This is a genomic window from Paraburkholderia sp. Tr-20389 (assembly GCF_017104565.1).
Classification (GTDB): Bacteria; Pseudomonadota; Gammaproteobacteria; order Burkholderiales; family Burkholderiaceae; genus Paraburkholderia.
In genome coordinates this window covers 157,969-175,696 of sequence record NZ_JAAGPD010000014.1, presented here as the reverse complement: position 1 = coordinate 175,696, position 17,728 = coordinate 157,969, and the positions used below count along the sequence as shown (strand labels likewise).

The following is a 17,728-nucleotide window of genomic DNA, read 5'->3' as shown; positions in this document are numbered from 1 at the left end:
ATGTGACTGCTGACGAGGCGCCGCGCCCGAACGCGCCCGCCGACGACCCGCGCCCCACGCCGCCCACACGGCCCGATCCCGACGATTGCTGCCATAGCGGCTGCGATCCGTGCGTGTTCGATCTGTACGAAGAGGAAGTCACGCGATATCGCGCGGCGCTGGCGGCATGGGAAGCGCGGCATGCCAGGCACGCAAAGCGCGACGGCAAGCCGCGCGGCAAGCGCTGAACCTGCGTCCCGTCCACGTCCGCTCGCTCTATCGACCTCATGTCTACGCTGATCGAACCTCACACGCTCGCCGCGCTGCAAGACTTCGTCGAACGCTATCCGCGGCTCTTCGTGCTGACGGGCGCGGGCATCAGCACCGATTCCGGCATTCCCGGTTATCGTGACGAGAACGGCGAGTGGAAGCGCTCGCCGCCCATTACGCTGCAGGAATTTCTCGGCTCGATCGCATCGCGCCAGCGCTACTGGGCGCGCAGCACGGTCGGCTGGCCCGTCGTTGCGAAGGCGGAGCCGAACGCGGCCCACCGCGCGCTCGCGCGGCTCGAAGCGGCCGGCCATGTGCGCACGCTCGTCACGCAGAACGTCGACGGCCTGCATCAGCGTGCGGGCAGTAGCGACGTGATCGAACTGCACGGCAGCATCGGCGAAGTGACGTGCCTCGATTGCGGCACGCATCACCGTCGCGCGTCGATCCAGCAGACGCTGATCAACGAGAATCCCGCGCTGCTCGATGTCATAGCCGAACCTGCCGCCGATGGCGACGCGCATCTCGAATGGCACGATCTCGGCTCGTTTCGCGTGCCCGCTTGCCCGAATTGCGGCGGCTTGCTGAAGCCCGCGGTCGTGTTCTTCGGCGAAAACGTGCCGAAGCCGCGCGTCGAGGCGGCCTCGCACGCGCTCGACGCCGCCGATGCAATGCTCGTCGTCGGTTCGTCGCTGATGGTGTATTCCGGCTACCGTTTCTGCATGTGGGCGCAGAAGATGGGCAAGCCGATCGCCGCGATCAACCTCGGACGCACACGCGCCGACGCGTTGCTGTCGCTGAAAGTGGAAGCGCCGTGCGGCGATGCGCTTGCTGCGCTCGCGGCGGGTCTGGCGGCCAGTCGATCCTGACGCGCGCCCATCATTTGTCAATTCGAACAGGAACGCCGATGCTCACCTCGATCGAAGAACTGGAAGCGCTGTACGGACAGCCGCACGAGCGCTCGGTGCGCAAGGAGATTCCGTACGTCAACGACTGCTATCGCGCGTTCATCGAACACGCGCCACTCATCGTGCTGGCGACGGCGGGGCCCGACGGACTCGACTGTTCGCCGCGCGGCGACGCACCCGGTTTCGTGCGGCTGCTCGACGAGCGCACGCTGGCGATTCCCGACCGCGTCGGCAACAACCGCATCGACAGCCTGCGCAACGTGATCGTCAATCCGCACGTGGGGCTGCTGTTCATCGTGCCGGGTGTCGGCGAGACGCTGCGCGTGAATGGTCGCGGGCGCGTGTCGGCCGAACCGGCGCTGCTGGAGAGCTTCGCGGTCGACGGCAAGCTGCCGCGTTCGGTGCTGATCGTCGATATCGACGCCGTCTACTTTCACTGCTCGAAAGCGCTCGTGCGCTCGAAGCTGTGGGACCCGGCGCGCCATGTCGAGCGCTCGCGGCTGCCGAGCGCGGGCGACATGCACAAGCGGATTTTCGGTGAGACTTTCGATTCGCTCGCGTATGATCGCGACCTCGCAGAACGCATCCGCACCAGCCTGTACTGAATCACGATGACTACGCCCGATCCGAACCAGCGCCAGCACGCGCCCGCCACCGAACGCAACCGCGAGCCGATCCTCGCCGTGCTCGAACGGGTGCTGCCCGCGACGGGCACCGTGCTCGAGATCGCGAGCGGAACGGGGCAGCACGCCATCCATTTCGCCGCGGCACTGCCGCAACTCGTCTGGCAGCCGAGCGATCCGGACGAAGACTCGCGCGCATCGATTGCCGCATGGACGACGCATAGCGGCCTCGCCAACGTGCGCGCGCCGCTCGCGCTCGACGTGCGCGATGCGTCGTGGGGCATCGATGCCGCCGACGCCGTCGTCTGTATCAACATGATCCACATCTCGCCGTGGGAATCCGCGCAGGGGTTGATGAGCGGCGCGGGCCGGCTGCTGGGACCGGGCAGCGTGCTGTTTCTGTACGGGCCGTATCGGCGCGGCGGCGCGCACACGGCGCCGAGCAACGCCGCGTTCGACGCGCAGTTGCAAAGCCGCAATCCCGCATGGGGTGTGCGCGACATGGAAGCCGTGGTGGCGCTGGCGGACGCAGCGGGTTTCGATGGCGACGAAGCCGTTGCGATGCCCGCCAACAACTTCAGCCTGGTGTTCCGGAAACGTTAGCAGCGGCGCTCGGTCTGACGCTAGAGTCCGCACTTGCCGGACTGCCTGCACGGCGCCTGCGCATGGCGCGTTTCGCGGACTAAGCTGTAGAAGACCGGCACGGAGCAGCGCGGGCAACGCGGCACGGCACAGCCGGTCGAGCGAACCGCAGCGTCGACAGCGCGGCATCACGACAGCACCGGCACAGCGGCGGACGGCGCGAAAGCGCGGCGAAAGCCGATATGCATCGTCCGTGCCCGTCATGGGCATGACGGGCGGGGAGTACGCGAGCGGCATCCCGTCATTTCTTTTATTCTTTCATCCTCGACGCTGCGCCTTGATGGTGGGCGCAGCTTCACGACTTACTGGAATCTGGAGAATTCACATGGGCAAACAGGCAATCGGCGTAGTGGGGCTGGCGGTGATGGGCCGGAATCTGGCGCTGAACATCGAGAGCCGCGGTCACGCGGTGTCCGTGTTCAACCGCACCCGCGAGAAAACCGACGAACTGATCGCGGAGTTTCCCGACCGTAAGCTGGTTCCGACCTACACGCTGGAAGAGTTCGTCGCATCGCTGGAAAAGCCGCGCCGCATCCTGATGATGGTCAAGGCGGGCGAAGGCACCGACGCGACGATCGCGTCGCTGCGTCCGCTGCTGGAGAAGGGCGACATCCTGATCGACGGCGGCAACACGCATTTCACCGACACCATCCGCCGCAACCAGGAACTCGCGAAATCGGGCCTGCACTTCATCGGCACGGGCGTGTCGGGCGGTGAAGAGGGCGCGCTCAAGGGCCCGTCGATCATGCCGGGCGGCCAGCGCGAAGCCTATGACCTCGTTGCCCCGATTCTCACGGAAATCGCCGCGAAGGCGCCGGACGGCGAACCGTGCGTCGCGTATATGGGTCCGGACGGCGCGGGCCACTTCGTGAAGATGGTGCACAACGGCATCGAATATGGCGACATGCAGCTGATCGCCGAAAGCTACGCGGTGCTCAAGCAGGTGGTCGGTTTGTCGAACGAAGAACTGGGCGCCGTCTACACCGAATGGAACAAGGGCGAGCTGGACAGCTACCTGATCGAGATCACCTCGAAGATCTTCGACAAGAAAGATGAAGAGACAGGCAAGGATCTCGTCGACGTGATCATGGACCGCGCCGCGCAAAAGGGCACGGGCAAGTGGACGAGCCAGAACGCGCTCGATCTCGGCGCGCCGCTGCCGCTCATCACGGAAGCCGTGTTTGCGCGCGTGCTGTCGTCGCTGAAGGATCAGCGCGTCGCCGCGAGCAAGGTGCTGGAAGGCCCGGCTGCGAAGCCGTTCTCGGGCGACCGCGCCGCATTCATCGAAGCCGTGCGCCGCGCGCTGTACTTCAGCAAGGTCATTTCGTACGCACAGGGCTTCGCGCAACTGCGCGCGGCGTCGGACGAATACAAGTGGGATCTGGACTACGGCACGATTGCGAAGATCTTCCGCGCCGGCTGTATCATCCGCGCCCGCTTCCTGCAGAAGATCACGGACGCCTACACAAAGGACAAGCAGATCGCCAATCTGCTGCTCGATCCTTACTTCCGCGACATCGCGGCGAACTATCAGACGGCGCTGCGCGACGTCGTGATCGCGGCGACGACGGCGGGCGTACCCGTGCCGGCGTTCTCGTCGGCAATCGCGTACTTCGACGGCTACCGCTCGGCGCGTCTGCCCGCGAACCTGGTGCAGGCGCAGCGCGACTTCTTCGGTGCGCATACGTTCGAGCGCCTCGACAAGCCGGGCAGCTTCCACGCGAACTGGTCCTGACGGAACCGGCTGACGGATTCCCGCTTTCTTCGAGGCGGGGATTCGTGAAGGTCAAAACGCCTCGGCGCCTGCATGGCGCCGGGGCGTTTTGCTTTGCGTGGCGGCCCGTCCGAGCACGATTGTTTCAGCAAGTGCACAAATTCTGGAACACAGTGTTGCAATTACCCGATCCAAAGAAGCAGCATGGTCCGGAAAGGCGACGAATTGTTTCAATCGGCGCAACATAGTTTCGCCGGATAAGGGATTTCCCTAGGGCATTCTCTTCCATAAACTTGCATCAACGCTGACGAACACGGTGTTCGCAGCGAATCAAAAAACAAGTTCTCGGAGGTTGTCCATGAAAGCCCTGATTTCCGCAGTCGTTCTCGCCGCCGCTGTTGCCGCTCCCGTCGCATCGTTCGCACAATCGAGCCAGCAGCCGCTGACGCGCGCCGAAGTTCGCGCCGATCTCGCCCGTCTGGAAAAGGCCGGCTACGATCCGCTGTCCGATCGCCAGAACTACCCGAACAACATCCAGGCCGCCGAAGCAAAGGTCCACGCGCAAGACGTCGCGCAAGCCACTGCAACGGGTTACGGCGTGCAGACGAACGGCACGTCGCAAGCCGGCCGCTCGCTGGCCGATGAAAAGGGCCCGCGTTCGGTGTTCTTCGGCAACTAAATTTGCAGTAGCCGCGCCGTAGACGGTGGCTGAGGTCCGCGAGCTTCAGCCGTCGCAAGCAGGCAGACAATGTAAAAGACGCCCGTCAGGTTGACCCTGACGGGCGTCTTTTTCATTCAACGTTCATTCCGGCTGGAAAAAAGACACGCGCCACGGAAGAAACTTGCAAAGCGTCAGCGCGGAATATGCGGAATCGCCTCGTTATTCGCGACGTTCAGCTGATGCACCTGGCGGTGCGCCTTGTTCAACTGCGCCTGTGCCGCCGTGCGTTGCGCCTCGAGTTGCGCCAGATCCTTGCGCAACTGGTGCTGTCTGCCCGTCACCGCCTGATCCTGCTCGGTCGTGCGCTGCAAGCCTTGCCGCAGCCGCTCCGCATGCGCTTCGGACTCGGCGATCAGGCGCTTCAACTGCTCGTTCTGCGCTTCGAGCTGCAGGCGGCGCGTTTCGCCGTCGGCGAGCCGCGTGGCCTGTTCCTGCATGTGGTGGAACAGCTGCTTGGCCGTGTTCATGTCGCTCGTGGTGAGCACGCGCCACATGCGGTCCTCCTGAAACAGTGCGACGTAGTATTTCAGTTCTTTTGGATAAAACAGCAGGCTGACGGAATAGTCAAAAGTGCGAAATGTGTGAAACGTCTTGAGTTCCGCATCGTCGGCCATGCGTTCTACATCGTTTGCATCTGCCAGTTGGACGGCACGCCCATTCGGCGCGGAAGGCGTGACCTGTACCGCATGCAGCGGCGTGACGGGGCGCGGGGACTGACTCGCGGGCCGCTCGTCGATGGTTGCGCTCGCATCGCTCTCACTTTCAGCGAGGTCGTCGAGCCGGGCGGGTTCGGATTGGGAGGCGGATGGAACAGGGCGTTGCGGCGGAAAATGAAGGTGAGCTGCTGCGCCATTGCTGACGGCGGTGCGGCGCATATTCAAAAGATTTTTCACGATCGATCCTCGGTAGGCGGCCGGGAAGCCATACCTCTTCAGGTTTGCGGGCGCATCAATGCAGCGTGCGTTGCCCACGCGCGATATCGTCGAATAGCGCACCGTCCGGCTCCAGCGCGAACAGCCACGACTGGTCGTATTCGCTGAGCGTTTCGAGCGCCTGGCGCAGCTGCTCGAGCGCGACAGCGGGAATCTCGACACTCGCTTCCACGCCGCTCGACAGACGGCGCACGCTTGCGAGTTGCACGAGGGCATCGGCGGCTTCGGCGACATCGACGGCAAAGACGAGATGGGCATTGAGCAGTTCGACCAGCGCGGGCGATGAAGTCATCTCGTCGACATTCAACTGCACGGCAAGAAACAACGCCTTGTTCATGAGACCTCCTCGTTAAACGGAAACGCTGAAGTGGATGAACCGTCTCGCCGCGCATCGGCTTACGGACATGCGCATTTCATTGCCTGCGGCAAAGTTCAGTATAGGCGAGCACTCCAGCTATGCAATGGCGCGCAAGCCGCATGCAACGGTCATCTCCGGGCAAGTGAGCAAGAGACGTGCATGCTCGCGCGCAACACTATAATGAGCAGTTCGACCACCATCATTGCGCAAGCTCGCCATGAAGATCGTCCGCAGCAGCACCTTTACCGCAGATCGCGCATGGGGCGCACTCGATATCGCCAACATGAACGGCATCACCACTCGCCTTCACTGGACCGACCAGCCCTACAAGTGGCACGTCAACGATGGCGAGGAAGTCTTCGCCGTACTGGACGGACGTGTGGAGATGCGTTATCGCGAAGGGGGCGTCGAGCATTCGACGGTGCTCGAAACAGGTGATGTGTTCCATGCATCGGTCGGCACCGAGCATGTCGCGCATCCGATCGGCGAGGCGCGCATTCTCGTGATCGAAGCCGAAGGCAGCGTATGAATTCGTGCTCTCGCTGAGTGCGATAAATTGATTTGGATTGCAGAAGGAATATCGCCGGCAGGCGGGGAAGCTATCCACGCAGGTGCTTTGCGCGGTCCGGACACACCTGAAAAGAAACCTGTCGAGCCCGCCCGGTTCGCGTTTGCCGACCGTCATTTTTCCGACCGGCGGCCGAGGCATAATATTTGCACTGCATAACCCGCTACACGTTCGAACGATGGGCGGCCAACCTGAGCGCCGTCCAGTCCCACACCGCGTCGAGGGCCACAAAAATGACAGTAAAACGGCAATACGTCGTCACGCAGGCTTTGATCTCGCTCGCCGTCGCGAGCATGCTGGGCGCGTGCACCACGTACCCGTGGGAACCGCAGCAGACGTCCGCGCCCGCTTACCGGACGACGCCTGGCGGCGCGGCCGCCAACGGCGTGCCCGCCGGGTTCTATCGCGTGAATCCGGGCGATACGCTGCAAAGCATCGCGGGCGCGTACGGCCAGCGCACGCAGGATCTCGCGGCGTGGAACGGGTTGACGTCGTCGTCGGCCGTCGCACCCGGCCAGTTGCTGCGCGTCGGGCCGCCTACCTATGCGCAGACCACGCCCGTGCCGACGCCCGTGCCTTCCACCACGCCCGTTCAGCCGGGACCGGCCGCGCAGCCGCAGATCGTGCTGGCGTGGCCGCTGCGCGGCCCGATCCTCAAGCCGTTCGTGGCGGGCAAGTCGAAGGGCATCGTGATCGGCGGACGTCCCGGCGATCAGGTGCGCGCTGCCGCGACGGGGCGCGTGGTCTACGCGGGCACGGGCATCGAGGCGTACGGGCCGCTCGTCATCATCAAGCACGACGACACGCTGATCACCGCCTACGGCCAGAACAGCAGACTGCTGGTGCAGGAAGGCGACGCCGTCACGCAAGGCCAGCCGATCGGCGAAGTGGGCGTCGACAACAACGGCGTGCCGTCCATTCAGTTCGAAGTGCGCAAGGACGGCAAGCCGGTCGATCCGATGGCGTGGCTGCCGCACTGATACTGATTGGGCTGCCGTTCATCATCTCCGGGTAACGTCAGGCGGGAGCGCACACGGCGGGCCACACGCCCGCCGGTCGTCAATCGCCGGCCGCCGTCGAACCGCATCGAACGGCCAACACTTGTTCGCCCGACAGTTGGTCAGGATCAACCAGCCGGCTTCTCCTCTATCGATCAAAGGCCCGTCGCAGCAGGCTTCGCCCCGTTTGGCATGGTGCGTGCAGCACGTCCAGCGAGCGCGGCGCAGCCCGCGCTCGCCATCCTTATCGTTGCTGGAGAACCATCATGACTCACCTGCTTGTGAAAGACCTGTCGAGGGTCGACGAACTCGACCGTCAAACGGCGAAAGCCGTGCGCGGCGGCATCCTCATCATCAGCAAGCCGACGGAGCCGGGCCCTTGGCCGAGCTTCCCGGGCATGCCGTCGATGCCCTGGATGCCGGTGCGTCTTCCGGTTCCACCCGTGCACGCGGGCGGCGGCTGCAACGATGGCGGTAACGGCGGCGGCCCAGGCTACATCGTGCCGTATCACGCCGAAGCGCCGCTGGATCCGCGCCTGCAATGACCTGCGGGCTGACGGCGAACGCCGGGGCGAGCCCTCACGAGGCTCGCCCCGGCGCTTTCATTTCAGGGGAACTGGACGGGCGCGTGCGGACACCGATCCACGTCCCATCAACCGCAATGCAACGCTGATCGCATGCGCTGCTGCTTTACATTGCGTCGGCAGAAACCTGCACCGTGGATCGGCGGCGATACTGTGTCACAACAGTCCCCGCCGGGGTATCAGGATTGTTCGAAAGTCACGTGGGACTGTTCTGACTGTCCTCAGGTCAATGCGAGTTGCACGACCTTCACGATCACCAGCGCGACGGCCACTACCAGATAGCCGCGCAACGCACCCATCCAGATGCGCCGCGACAGCGTCATCACGGGCCTCGGCAACTCGTCGAGCGGCGGCGTGCGCCACGTCGTGCGTTCTGCCTTGCTGATCGCGGGCACGCTTTCCGTCGCGGGCGTGCCGCGCAGACGGCGCAGTGCGCTCGCGGCCACGAGTGCGACCACGGCGAGCAGCGTGCCGCCCGCCAGAATGTCAATGATCGCGTGGCCGCTGATGTCGGGATAGACCACCGACGCCGTCAGCACGACGGATAGCAGCACCAGCGCCCACACGACGGCACCCGTGAACAGATTCAGGCCTTTCGAGTTGACCCACGGCCCGAGCACCGCGCGATCGTTGCACAGCAGAAGCAGGAACACGGTCGCGCTCGGCAGCAGCACGCCCGCGAGCGTCTGCACGGCTTCCGTCAGCAGGCCGAGCGGGCTGCCCGGAATCAGCACGAGGCCCGCCGCCGCGGCGACGATCCCGAAGTACACGAGATAGAAGCCCTTTGCGTCGGCGACACCGCGATGCAGCGAGTGACGGATCTTGAACACGTCGCCGATCGCATACGCCGTCGACAGCGACACGGCCGCCGCGCCGATGATGCATGCGTCGATCAGCGCAATCGCGAACAGGACGGCAGGCGTGCGGCCCGCATACTTTTCGAGCCCGGCGATCACGCCGCCTGAATCGGTGAACTGGCCGAACTCCGGCTTGCCGCCGAACAGCGCCGCGCTGAACGAGATCATCGCGATTGCGCCGATCAGCACGAACACGATGCCGATCCACAGGTCGGCCTTTTCGTACTTCATGAAGCGCGGCGTGATCCGCTTGTCGATCACATAGCTCTGCTGGAAGAACAGCTGCCACGGCGCGACCGTCGTGCCGACGATGCCGATCACGAGCAGCATCACGTCCGACAGCTTCGCGTGCGCGGGCCATGCGGGTATGAAGAGATGATGGGTCATCTGCGAGACGGGCGGATGGATCGTCACGAGCACGGGCACGAGCAGCAGGCTCAGCAGACACAGTACGATCGCAAAGCGCTCGAAGCGCTTGAAGTCGCCGGTGCTGACGGCTGCCATTGTCAGTGCAGCCGCGATGCACACGCCCGCCACCTTCGATACGCCGAAGAAGTCGAGCACGAAGGTAATGCCGATGAACTCGGTGACGATGGTCAACGCGTTGAGGATGAACAGGTCGATCACGCTGAACGCGCCCCAGAACTTGCCGAAGCGTTCGAAGATCAGGCGCGCGTGACCGACGCCCGTCACGGCGCCAAGACGCAGCACCATCTCCTGGTTCACGTACAGCACGGGCACGAGCAGCAGCAGCGTCCACAGCAGCGTGGTGCTGTAGTTCTGGCCGGCTTGCGTATAGGTGCCGAAGGCGCCAGCGTCGTTGTCGCCGACCATCACGATGAGGCCGGGGCCGACGATCGCCAGCAGGGTGCGCAGCCGCGCGCCCCAGCTATTGCGCGGTGCCGTGTCGTGATGCGCGATCGTGCCGAGTGCGCCCCGGATGTCGCCGACATGCGCGTCGTCGAGAACGGCGGAGCGCGTCGGCAGTGCTTGTGGTGGCGTTGCCATTGTTATTCTCCCTTGAACGGATATAGGTCGAATGATTTCCGTTACGCAGCGCTGCGCTTTCTGAGCAGGGCGGCGGCGATGCGATGCAGCGTGTTCGCGAGCGGCGCGGATGCGAGGCGTCGCTCGTGTTTCAGCGAAAGAAACGCGTCGTAGTGCGCGCGTGCTTCGCGGGTTCGAGGCAAGGTCGAAAGAAGCAGGAAGTACATATCGGTTCTCCGGCACGAGGGCTCGTGCGTGCGAGGCGGCAAGCGCCGGAGAATCGATGGGATCGAATAGCCGTGGGCTCGCTTGCCTCAGTTCATTAAAGGCATGTCGGTGTTCAAGGGATGACTGTCACTGTCAGGCATGGCGGCTCCCGGTTGATTGATGAAGCGCATCGCCCATTACGATGCGCGCGTCTGTGCAATGCGTGGCCACGGACGTATCGAATTTTCGCAACGGCAAGCGGCGGTGAGCGATGAAACCAGCGCGGGCATCAGCGCGCGTGCGCCTGTCGGAACGCCGTCGCACGCATGAGCACGCACACGCCGGTACGCGAAACGACGCCGCGATGGCGGCTGCGTATCACGCGCGAACGCGCTGCGCACTCACGGTGTTCAAACCGATGGCGCTAAACAGGATGCACGAGGGATGAAACTGCGACGCGCACCGTCTGCCTGCTGGCAAGACGGCGGCTAGATGAGGAAGGCGCGGACGTCTTGCCGTTCAGGCGGCGAAACTGTTCGAAAACGTACTACTGCAACTGTCCAAGGCAACGCCCCTCAAATTTCAAGATAAAAGAATTTTATGCTCTTACGCAAAGTCTCGTCAATGCACTTTCTTAAGCAGAACCGAAATATGCGGGGCAACGCACATCCGCTGTCGCGCAACGTTCACGTCCGTTCGCTGCGCTTTTCTCGCGGGGCTTTCTATACTGGATTGAGCCGCCAATACAGGTCGCGCGTCCGTGATACGTCCGACCATTCATCCGGCTTTCAGATCGCCCGCTAATAGCCAACGATTACATGGCGATCACTGGAGGGAGACATGAGCCTGTCAGCTGCGCATCCCGGCGCTGATCCGATTGGCGCGCCTGCGCCGCACAAGCCGGCGCTCCGTTCGCTGGCGCTTGCCGCGTTGGGTGTCGTCTATGGCGATATCGGCACGAGTCCGCTGTACACGCTGCAGACTGTCTTCGCGACGTCGAGCGGACTGCCGCTCACGCCGTTGAACGTGATCGGCATCGTGTCGCTGATCTTCTGGTCGCTCACCATCGTCGTGTCGCTCAAGTATGTGGCGCTGATTCTGCGCGCGAACAATCACGGCGAAGGCGGGATCATGGCGCTGCTCGCGCTGGCGGCGTCGTCGGTGGCGGACCGTCCGCGGCTGCGGCATGCGCTGCTGATCGTCGGCGTGATGGGCGCGTCGCTCTTTTACGGCGACAGTATCATCACACCCGCCATTTCCGTGCTGAGCGCCGTCGAAGGACTGGAAGTCGCCGCCCCGTTTCTCAAGAGCTGCGTGATACCCGTCACGCTCGTCGCGCTCGTCACGTTGTTCGTGATGCAGAAGCACGGCACGTCTGGCATCGGTGCCGTGTTCGGGCCGGTGATGGTGTTGTGGTTCATCGTGCTGGCCGTGACGGGCGTGACCAACGTGGTCGCAGCGCCCGCGATTCTCGCCGCGCTCGATCCGCTCGCCGGCCTCGCGTTCTGTCTGCGTCACGAGTGGCTCGCGTTCGTCGCGCTGGGCGCCGTCGTGCTGTCGTTGACGGGCGCGGAGGCGCTCTATGCCGACATGGGGCACTTCGGCGCGCGGCCGATCCGTCTCACGTGGTTCGGTCTCGTCTTCCCCGCGCTCGCGCTGAACTACCTCGGTCAGGGCGCGCTGCTGATTTCGAATCCCGCCGCGCTGAAGAACCCGTTCTACCTGCTCTTTCCGCAATGGGCGCTGTATCCGATGATCGTGCTCGCGACGGTCGCGACGGTGATCGCATCGCAAGCCGTGATTTCCGGCACTTACTCGATGACGAAGCAGGCGATGCAGCTCGGCTTCCTGCCGCGCATGAACGTCGTCTACACGTCGGAGAAAGAGATCGGCCAGATCTACGTGCCGGGCATCAACTGGACGCTGCTCGCTGCAGTGGTCGCGGCCGTGCTCGGCTTCGGATCGTCGACGGCGCTCGGGTCCGCATATGGCATCGCGGTGACGGGCACGATGCTGATCACCACGCTGCTGACCTTCTTCGTCGTGCGCTATGCATGGCACTACAACTGGGCGCTGTGTGTGTTCGCAACTGCGTTCTTCTTCGTGATCGACGCGACGTTCTTCTCGGCGAACCTGCTGAAGATCGTCGAAGGCGGCTGGTTCCCGCTGATGATCGGCTTCGTGGTGTTCACGATCATGGCGACGTGGGGCCGAGGCTGGGAAATCATGCTGGCCGAGGCGCGCGTGCGGGCGGGCACGATGCCGCTCAAGACATATCTGGAGAAGCTGGTCGCGCGGGAACCCGTGCGCGTCGGCGGCACGGCGATCTTTCTCACGCCGAGCCCGGACAGCGTGCCGCACGCGCTCGTCAACAACCTGATCCACAACCATGTGCTGCACAAACGCGTGGTGTTTCTCACGGTAATCAGCGACGAGATACCTTGGGTCGCGGAACAGGACCGCGTCAGTCTGAAGACTGTGTGCGAGGGCGGTTATCAGCTCACGATCCGCTATGGTTTCAAGGACGAAGTCGATCTGCCGAAAGCGCTCGCTGCGGCGAAGTCGCTCGGTCTCGATGTCGAACCGGACGAGGCGTCGTACTTCCTGAGCCGCGCGACCGTCGTGCCGACACCTGGCTCGGGCATGGCGATGTGGCGCGAGCGGCTCTTTGCGGTGATGCTGCACAACGTCGGCAACGTGGCGGCGTATTTCAAGCTGCCTGCCAATCGCGTGATCGAGGTGGGGGCGCGCGTGGAAATCTGAGGCGGTGCCGTTTGTGTGTTGTGTTCAGGTCGGCGCGGGTCCGCGTTGGTCCGCGTTGGTCCGTTTGCATTCGATAATTTGCCCGACCATACTGCGGGCATGTCGTCATCCTTGGGGCACGGACCGATGAGTCACGACGCATCTCACGATCACACGCATACGCACGATCACGCGCACGACGGCAGCGAGCTGCCGGAGATGGATCTGCGCGTTCGCGCGCTGGAATCGCTGCTGATCGAAAAGGGCTACGTCGATCCGAAGGCACTCGATGTGCTGATCGACACCTACGAACACAAGGTCGGTCCGCGCAACGGCGCGCGCGTGGTCGCGAGGGCGTGGAGCGACGCCGGCTTTCGTCGCTGGCTGCTCGACGATGCCACAGCCGCGATCGCGTCGCTCGGGTTCACGGGGCGGCAGGGCGAGCACATGGTCGCGCTGGAGAACACGCCAGGTGTGCACAACATGGTCGTGTGCACGCTGTGTTCGTGCTATCCGTGGCCCGTGCTCGGCCTGCCGCCCATCTGGTACAAATCGGCGCCGTACCGGTCGCGTGCCGTGATCGATCCGCGCGGTGTGCTCGGGGAATTCGGCGTTACCTTGCCCGACGACACCGAGATCCGCGTCTGGGATTCGACGGCGGAAGTGCGCTATCTCGTGCTGCCGATGCGTCCGCCCGGCGCGGACACGCTGAGCGAAGAAGAACTGGCCGATCTCGTCACACGCGATTCGATGATCGGCACGGGTCTCGCGCTCGCGCCGCATGAAGCGAAACCGACGACGCCGGCTCAGGGAGTCCAGTCATGAACGGCGCACAGGATCTGGGCGGCATGCAATCGTTCGGGCCTGTTGTGTCCGAAGCCGGCGAGCCGTATTTCCACGCGGACTGGGAGCGCCACGCACTGGCCTTGACGATCGCGATGGGCGCGACGGGCACATGGAATATCGACATGTCGCGCGCGGCGCGCGAAAGTCTGCCGCCCGCGCAGTATCTGTCGAGCAGCTATTACGAGATCTGGTTCGCCGGGCTGCGCAAGCTGCTGATCGAAAAGGGCCTCGCGACGGCCGATGAGATCGAGCGCGGCGTGTCGCAGCAGGCGGGCGTACCGCTCGCGCGTGTGCTGGCCGCCGACCAGGTCAATCCGATGCTGTTTCGCGGCAGTCCCGCGTCACGGCCGGCGCCGCAACCGGCGCGCTTTGCCGTCGGCGATGCGGTGCGCACGCTGACGCTCAATCCGCCGACCCACACGCGTCTGCCGCGCTATTGCCGTGGCAAGCGCTGCCGGATTGTCGCCGTGCACGGCGCGCATGTGTTTCCGGATTCGAACGCGCTCGGACGCGGTGAGGATCCGCGATGGCTGTACACGGTGCGCTTCGATGCCGTCGAGTTGTGGGGCAAGGACACGACGGCGTCGTCGGTGTGCGCCGACTGCTGGGAGCCGTATCTCGAAGCGGACGACGCGGAATGAGCGCGCACGTTTTCATGTCGACGGAATCGGCCGGTGCGCGCGAATTGCTGGATGCGCTACCCGACTTGCCGCGCGACGACGCCGGCCCGGTGTTCGCCGCGCCCTGGCAGGCGGCAGCCTTTGCGATGACGCTCGCGCTTTACGAGCGGGGCGTGTTCACGTGGCCGGAATGGGCCGCGACGCTCGCCGATGCGATCCGCGATGCGCAGGCGCACGGCGATGCCGATCTCGGCGATACGTACTATGCGCACTGGCTGACGGCGCTCGAACGAATCGCGACGGCCAAAGGCTGCGTGACGCGCGACGGACTGAGCGAGCGCCGGGATGCGTGGGACGCGGCGGCGCGCCGCACGCCGCACGGTCAGCCGATCGAACTTGAATAAATTCCACGTTGCCGGCGCACCGGCGCACCGGCGGATCGTCACAGAACCGTCACTGTCATTGAATGACGGGATCTTTGTCGGGTGGCGCTTCGGGACGCTGCGGCTCGTCGTTGTGATGACCCGGCGACGGCGGCGTGAGCGGATCGCCTTCAGGGTCGCGCGTCGGATCGGCGTGCGGGTCGGGAATCGGACTGGTGTGCATGGTGTGACCTCGTGGCGATGGCCGATGTCGCAATCGGCGGTGGACGTTTCGTGCTGCTCTGGCGGCGAGAAACGAAGCGTCGTGCTTTCACTAGCGTAGGCGATGGCCGCGAAGACTGCTGACGCGATCGGCTGCGACACCCATTCAATGCCACACCCGGCGCGTGAGTTTCCGGTCGACGGTGAGGCGCCAGTAGCGCTCGGCGGCGAACACGTCGTCGCAGCCATGCGGACCGAACGCGCGCAACTGGCTCTCATACGCGGACACGGCCTCGCGTTTGAGCAGAGCCTGGCGCTCATGGTCGAGCGTGTGATCGTCGGCGGGACTTGCGGGTGTCGCGACGATGCCGCGCCCGGCCAGATCGACGAGCCGCTGCTGCACGAGCCCCGGTATCGGCCGGTAGATCGCTTCCTCGTACGCGAACCACAGCAGGTGTGACATGCGCGGCAGGATTTCGCAGCACGCGTCGAACACACGCGCGTGATCGTCGTGAAAGAGGCCGAGCGGCATCAGCAGCGTGTTGGCCGTCGAACCGTAGATTGCTTCTTCGAGCGCGGCGGCGAGCTTGCCGATCGACGGCGAGTCGCCATATTGCGCGTCGCGAAACGGCAGACGTACGGGAATCGCGTCGAGCACGGAGAGCGCGTTGTTGTCTTCGATCGTGCGCGCATGGATCGATTCGTACGCGCTTGCAAAGCCCGCCTTTCCGTCCCAGTCGGTCTGCATGTCCTGCGCGGGCGGCGCGGCGAACACGGTGCAGACGGCGGCATCGGGATGCGCGGCGAGTAATGCGCCGCAACCGAAGACGGCGTCGTCGAAATGCGGCGATACGATGAAAAGACGCGGGCTGGTTTCGCTCATGGGATCCTGGGTCGAATGCGGGATGAGTCGTCCGGCGAGAGGCAGTGTGTGGTGCACGGCCCGGCTTTGTCGCGCTGCACCGTGAACAGCTTAGACCAACGATGCGAAGCGTGCTCGGCCGTTTCGCCGCGCCGCAGCAGCGTGCAAGCGGCGTGCCCGCGGCAGTGCGCGGCGCATCGGCGGCGGGCGCCGCGATCCACGATTTGCTCGCCGTGTGCCGGGGCATTCTTTTAATTCAAGCGCACGGATATTTCAAAAGCGTGAGGGGTGTGGCGCCTAGACGTTGCGCAGGTCGTCGGGCGTGTCGACGTCGCTGAGTATGCCTTTATCGTCGACGTCGATTCGTGTGACGGCGTGTGTGGCGAAGAGGGCGCGCGCGCCGGTGTCGCCGTCGAGTGCGATCAGCGCGTCGCGGTGTTCGATGCCGAAGCCGACCGGATGACCGCGTTGTCCCTGATAGTAGGGTGCGACGATCGACGCACCGTCGTCGACTGCGCGCGCGACGGCTTCGATGGTGGGTATGGCGATGCGCGGCATGTCGGCGAGGGCGACGATCCAGCCGTCCGAGTCGCCGCTTGCTTCGATGCCGGCGGCGAGGCTGGCGCCCATGCCGCGCTCGGCGTCGGCCGAGAAGATTACGTGACAGCCGGCGTCGTTGAGTTCGCGGGCGAGCAGTTCGGAGCCGGGGCGGACGATCGCGATCACATGCGGGACGACGAGCAGGAGGCGGTGTGCGGATTCGTGAGCGACGGGCATGCCGTCGGGGAGGCGGGCGAGGAGCTTGTTGTGGATGCCTTCCGGGTCGAAGCGCGATCCGTAGCCGGCGGCGAGCAACACGCCGGTGGCGAGCGAGGCGTAAGCCATTGGCGGCACCAGAAGGAGGGAATAGCGGTGATTGTGCGGCGCAACCGGGAAGGGGTGCAAGCTGTTTGCTTGCACGGTTTTGGTTTTTGTCTGCGACGCAGTCGCCGTTCTGGTTTTTTTCTGGCGAGCGCCCGTTCTTCGCTGGCATTCGCGATTTGCCTGCGGCGCAGTGTTGCCGGTTTTGGTTTTTTGCTTTCGCTTTTGCTTTTGCTTTTGCTTTCGCTGGCCTCCGCGTTTTGCTCTGGTTTGCTAGCGTTGCCCCTGTGCGGGGCGGCACCTACTTTTCTTTGCAGCGGCAAAGAAAAGTAGGCAAAAGAAAGCCGCTCACACCGCCAGCCCGTGTGATTGCCCAGGAGCCCCGACGTCCCCGTCCTTCTAGCGGCAACACGTTGTTTTCCGCCCGTTGCCAACGCCTTGAACCGGCGCATCACCCACTTCAATCACCCGCAGGCAGCCAGCGGCAGCGACCCGTCTGCGCCGCCCAGGTGGCAAACTGTGTGTAGCTTGTCGCGCCGTATGCGTTGGCGATACTACGACACCGATCCGCTTTCAGTCCGGAGTGGTGCATCTACGTCGAGACGGCCTACACATAGTTTGCCACCTGGGCGGCCGTCGACTTCTGGTAACGCAATTCGTGACGCGGGAGTGTGATGCGGGGGATGCGTGAGTTAGCACGCTGGCAATGGGCGCCAACAAGCGCGTTGCCGTGTGGAGCGTAAGAACTGTTGGGGTCCCGCAGGCAAAAACTAGCACTGGCGGGGTTAGCCCGCTTTCTTTGCTTACTTTCTTTGCGGCGGCAAAGAAAGTAAGTGCCGCCCCGCACAGGGGCAACGCATGAACT

General features: G+C 64.2%; 20 protein-coding genes. 13 read left to right on the top strand and 7 right to left on the bottom strand.

Annotated features, from left to right (window positions below):
• The first annotated feature begins 2 nt into the window (after positions 1-2).
• From G3N95_RS16465 to G3N95_RS16440, 6 genes are all read left to right on the top strand, one after another.
• Positions 3-227 (top strand): oxidoreductase-like domain-containing protein, encoded by a 225-nt coding sequence (locus tag G3N95_RS16465; RefSeq protein ID WP_205971139.1) that lies wholly within the window; start codon positions 3-5, stop codon positions 225-227.
• A gap of 39 nt (positions 228-266) precedes the next feature.
• Entirely contained in the window at positions 267-1,118 is an 852-nt protein-coding gene (locus tag G3N95_RS16460; RefSeq protein ID WP_205971138.1) for an NAD-dependent protein deacetylase, read from the top strand.
• Between the two features lie 38 nt (positions 1,119-1,156).
• Positions 1,157-1,762, top strand: a complete 606-nt coding sequence (locus G3N95_RS16455) for a pyridoxamine 5'-phosphate oxidase family protein (protein ID WP_205971137.1) — start codon at positions 1,157-1,159, stop codon at positions 1,760-1,762.
• Between the two features lie 6 nt (positions 1,763-1,768).
• The gene (locus G3N95_RS16450; protein WP_205971136.1) at positions 1,769-2,383 is read left to right on the top strand and encodes a DUF938 domain-containing protein; all 615 of its coding nucleotides are present in this window, start codon (positions 1,769-1,771) and stop codon (positions 2,381-2,383) included.
• Positions 2,384-2,747: 364 nt separating this feature from the next.
• On the top strand, positions 2,748-4,157 hold the full coding sequence (gndA, locus tag G3N95_RS16445; RefSeq protein WP_205971135.1) for an NADP-dependent phosphogluconate dehydrogenase: 1,410 nt from the start codon (positions 2,748-2,750) through the stop codon (positions 4,155-4,157).
• 337 nt (positions 4,158-4,494) lie between these two features.
• Positions 4,495-4,815, top strand: a complete 321-nt coding sequence (locus tag G3N95_RS16440) for a DUF4148 domain-containing protein (protein WP_012403994.1) — start codon at positions 4,495-4,497, stop codon at positions 4,813-4,815.
• A gap of 173 nt (positions 4,816-4,988) precedes the next feature.
• On the opposite strand, the gene G3N95_RS16435 is transcribed toward G3N95_RS16440, so the two are convergent.
• A complete protein-coding gene (locus tag G3N95_RS16435) occupies positions 4,989-5,750 on the bottom strand; it encodes a DUF2968 domain-containing protein (protein ID WP_346778379.1) in 762 nt (253 codons plus the stop codon).
• A 55-nt stretch (positions 5,751-5,805) separates the two neighbouring features.
• The gene (locus tag G3N95_RS16430; protein WP_205971133.1) at positions 5,806-6,126 is read right to left on the bottom strand and encodes a hypothetical protein; all 321 of its coding nucleotides are present in this window, start codon (positions 6,124-6,126) and stop codon (positions 5,806-5,808) included.
• 238 nt (positions 6,127-6,364) lie between these two features.
• On the opposite strand from G3N95_RS16430, the gene G3N95_RS16425 reads away from it, so the two are divergent.
• From G3N95_RS16425 to G3N95_RS16415, 3 genes are all read left to right on the top strand, one after another.
• Entirely contained in the window at positions 6,365-6,676 is a 312-nt protein-coding gene (locus tag G3N95_RS16425) for a cupin domain-containing protein (RefSeq protein WP_205971132.1), read from the top strand.
• A gap of 272 nt (positions 6,677-6,948) precedes the next feature.
• Positions 6,949-7,695, top strand: a complete 747-nt coding sequence (locus G3N95_RS16420) for a peptidoglycan DD-metalloendopeptidase family protein (protein WP_205971131.1) — start codon at positions 6,949-6,951, stop codon at positions 7,693-7,695.
• Positions 7,696-7,979: 284 nt separating this feature from the next.
• The gene (locus G3N95_RS16415; protein WP_205971130.1) at positions 7,980-8,258 is read left to right on the top strand and encodes a hypothetical protein; all 279 of its coding nucleotides are present in this window, start codon (positions 7,980-7,982) and stop codon (positions 8,256-8,258) included.
• A gap of 260 nt (positions 8,259-8,518) precedes the next feature.
• Here G3N95_RS16415 and G3N95_RS16410 read toward each other — a convergent pair whose 3' ends face one another.
• Positions 8,519-10,162, bottom strand: a complete 1,644-nt coding sequence (locus tag G3N95_RS16410) for an NRAMP family divalent metal transporter (protein WP_205971129.1) — start codon at positions 10,160-10,162, stop codon at positions 8,519-8,521.
• Between the two features lie 41 nt (positions 10,163-10,203).
• Entirely contained in the window at positions 10,204-10,368 is a 165-nt protein-coding gene (locus G3N95_RS16405) for a hypothetical protein (RefSeq protein WP_205971128.1), read from the bottom strand.
• Positions 10,369-11,188: 820 nt separating this feature from the next.
• Between G3N95_RS16405 and G3N95_RS16400 the strand changes: the two genes are divergently transcribed.
• From G3N95_RS16400 to G3N95_RS16385, 4 genes are all read left to right on the top strand, one after another.
• Positions 11,189-13,111: a potassium transporter Kup gene (locus G3N95_RS16400; protein WP_205971127.1), complete on the top strand. Its 1,923-nt coding sequence runs from the start codon at positions 11,189-11,191 to the stop codon at positions 13,109-13,111.
• Positions 13,112-13,237: 126 nt separating this feature from the next.
• Positions 13,238-13,915, top strand: coding sequence for a nitrile hydratase subunit alpha (gene nthA, locus G3N95_RS16395; protein ID WP_241018589.1), 678 nt, complete (start codon positions 13,238-13,240; stop codon positions 13,913-13,915).
• Entirely contained in the window at positions 13,912-14,577 is a 666-nt protein-coding gene (nthB, locus tag G3N95_RS16390; RefSeq protein ID WP_205971125.1) for a nitrile hydratase subunit beta, read from the top strand. Before nthA ends, nthB begins: the two co-directional genes overlap by 4 nt.
• Complete coding sequence (locus G3N95_RS16385; protein WP_241018588.1) at positions 14,574-14,960, top strand: nitrile hydratase accessory protein; 387 nt, start codon at positions 14,574-14,576, stop codon at positions 14,958-14,960. The genes nthB and G3N95_RS16385 overlap by 4 nt, the downstream gene beginning before the upstream one ends.
• Positions 14,961-15,015: 55 nt before the next feature.
• Here G3N95_RS16385 and G3N95_RS16380 read toward each other — a convergent pair whose 3' ends face one another.
• The 3 genes from G3N95_RS16380 to G3N95_RS16370 form a co-directional block, all read right to left on the bottom strand.
• Positions 15,016-15,162: a hypothetical protein gene (locus G3N95_RS16380; RefSeq protein ID WP_205971124.1), complete on the bottom strand. Its 147-nt coding sequence runs from the start codon at positions 15,160-15,162 to the stop codon at positions 15,016-15,018.
• 144 nt (positions 15,163-15,306) lie between these two features.
• On the bottom strand, positions 15,307-16,023 hold the full coding sequence (locus G3N95_RS16375) for a PIG-L family deacetylase (RefSeq protein ID WP_205971123.1): 717 nt from the start codon (positions 16,021-16,023) through the stop codon (positions 15,307-15,309).
• 276 nt (positions 16,024-16,299) lie between these two features.
• Entirely contained in the window at positions 16,300-16,887 is a 588-nt protein-coding gene (locus G3N95_RS16370) for a nucleotidyltransferase family protein (protein WP_205971168.1), read from the bottom strand.
• Between the last annotated feature and the right edge of the window lie 841 nt (positions 16,888-17,728).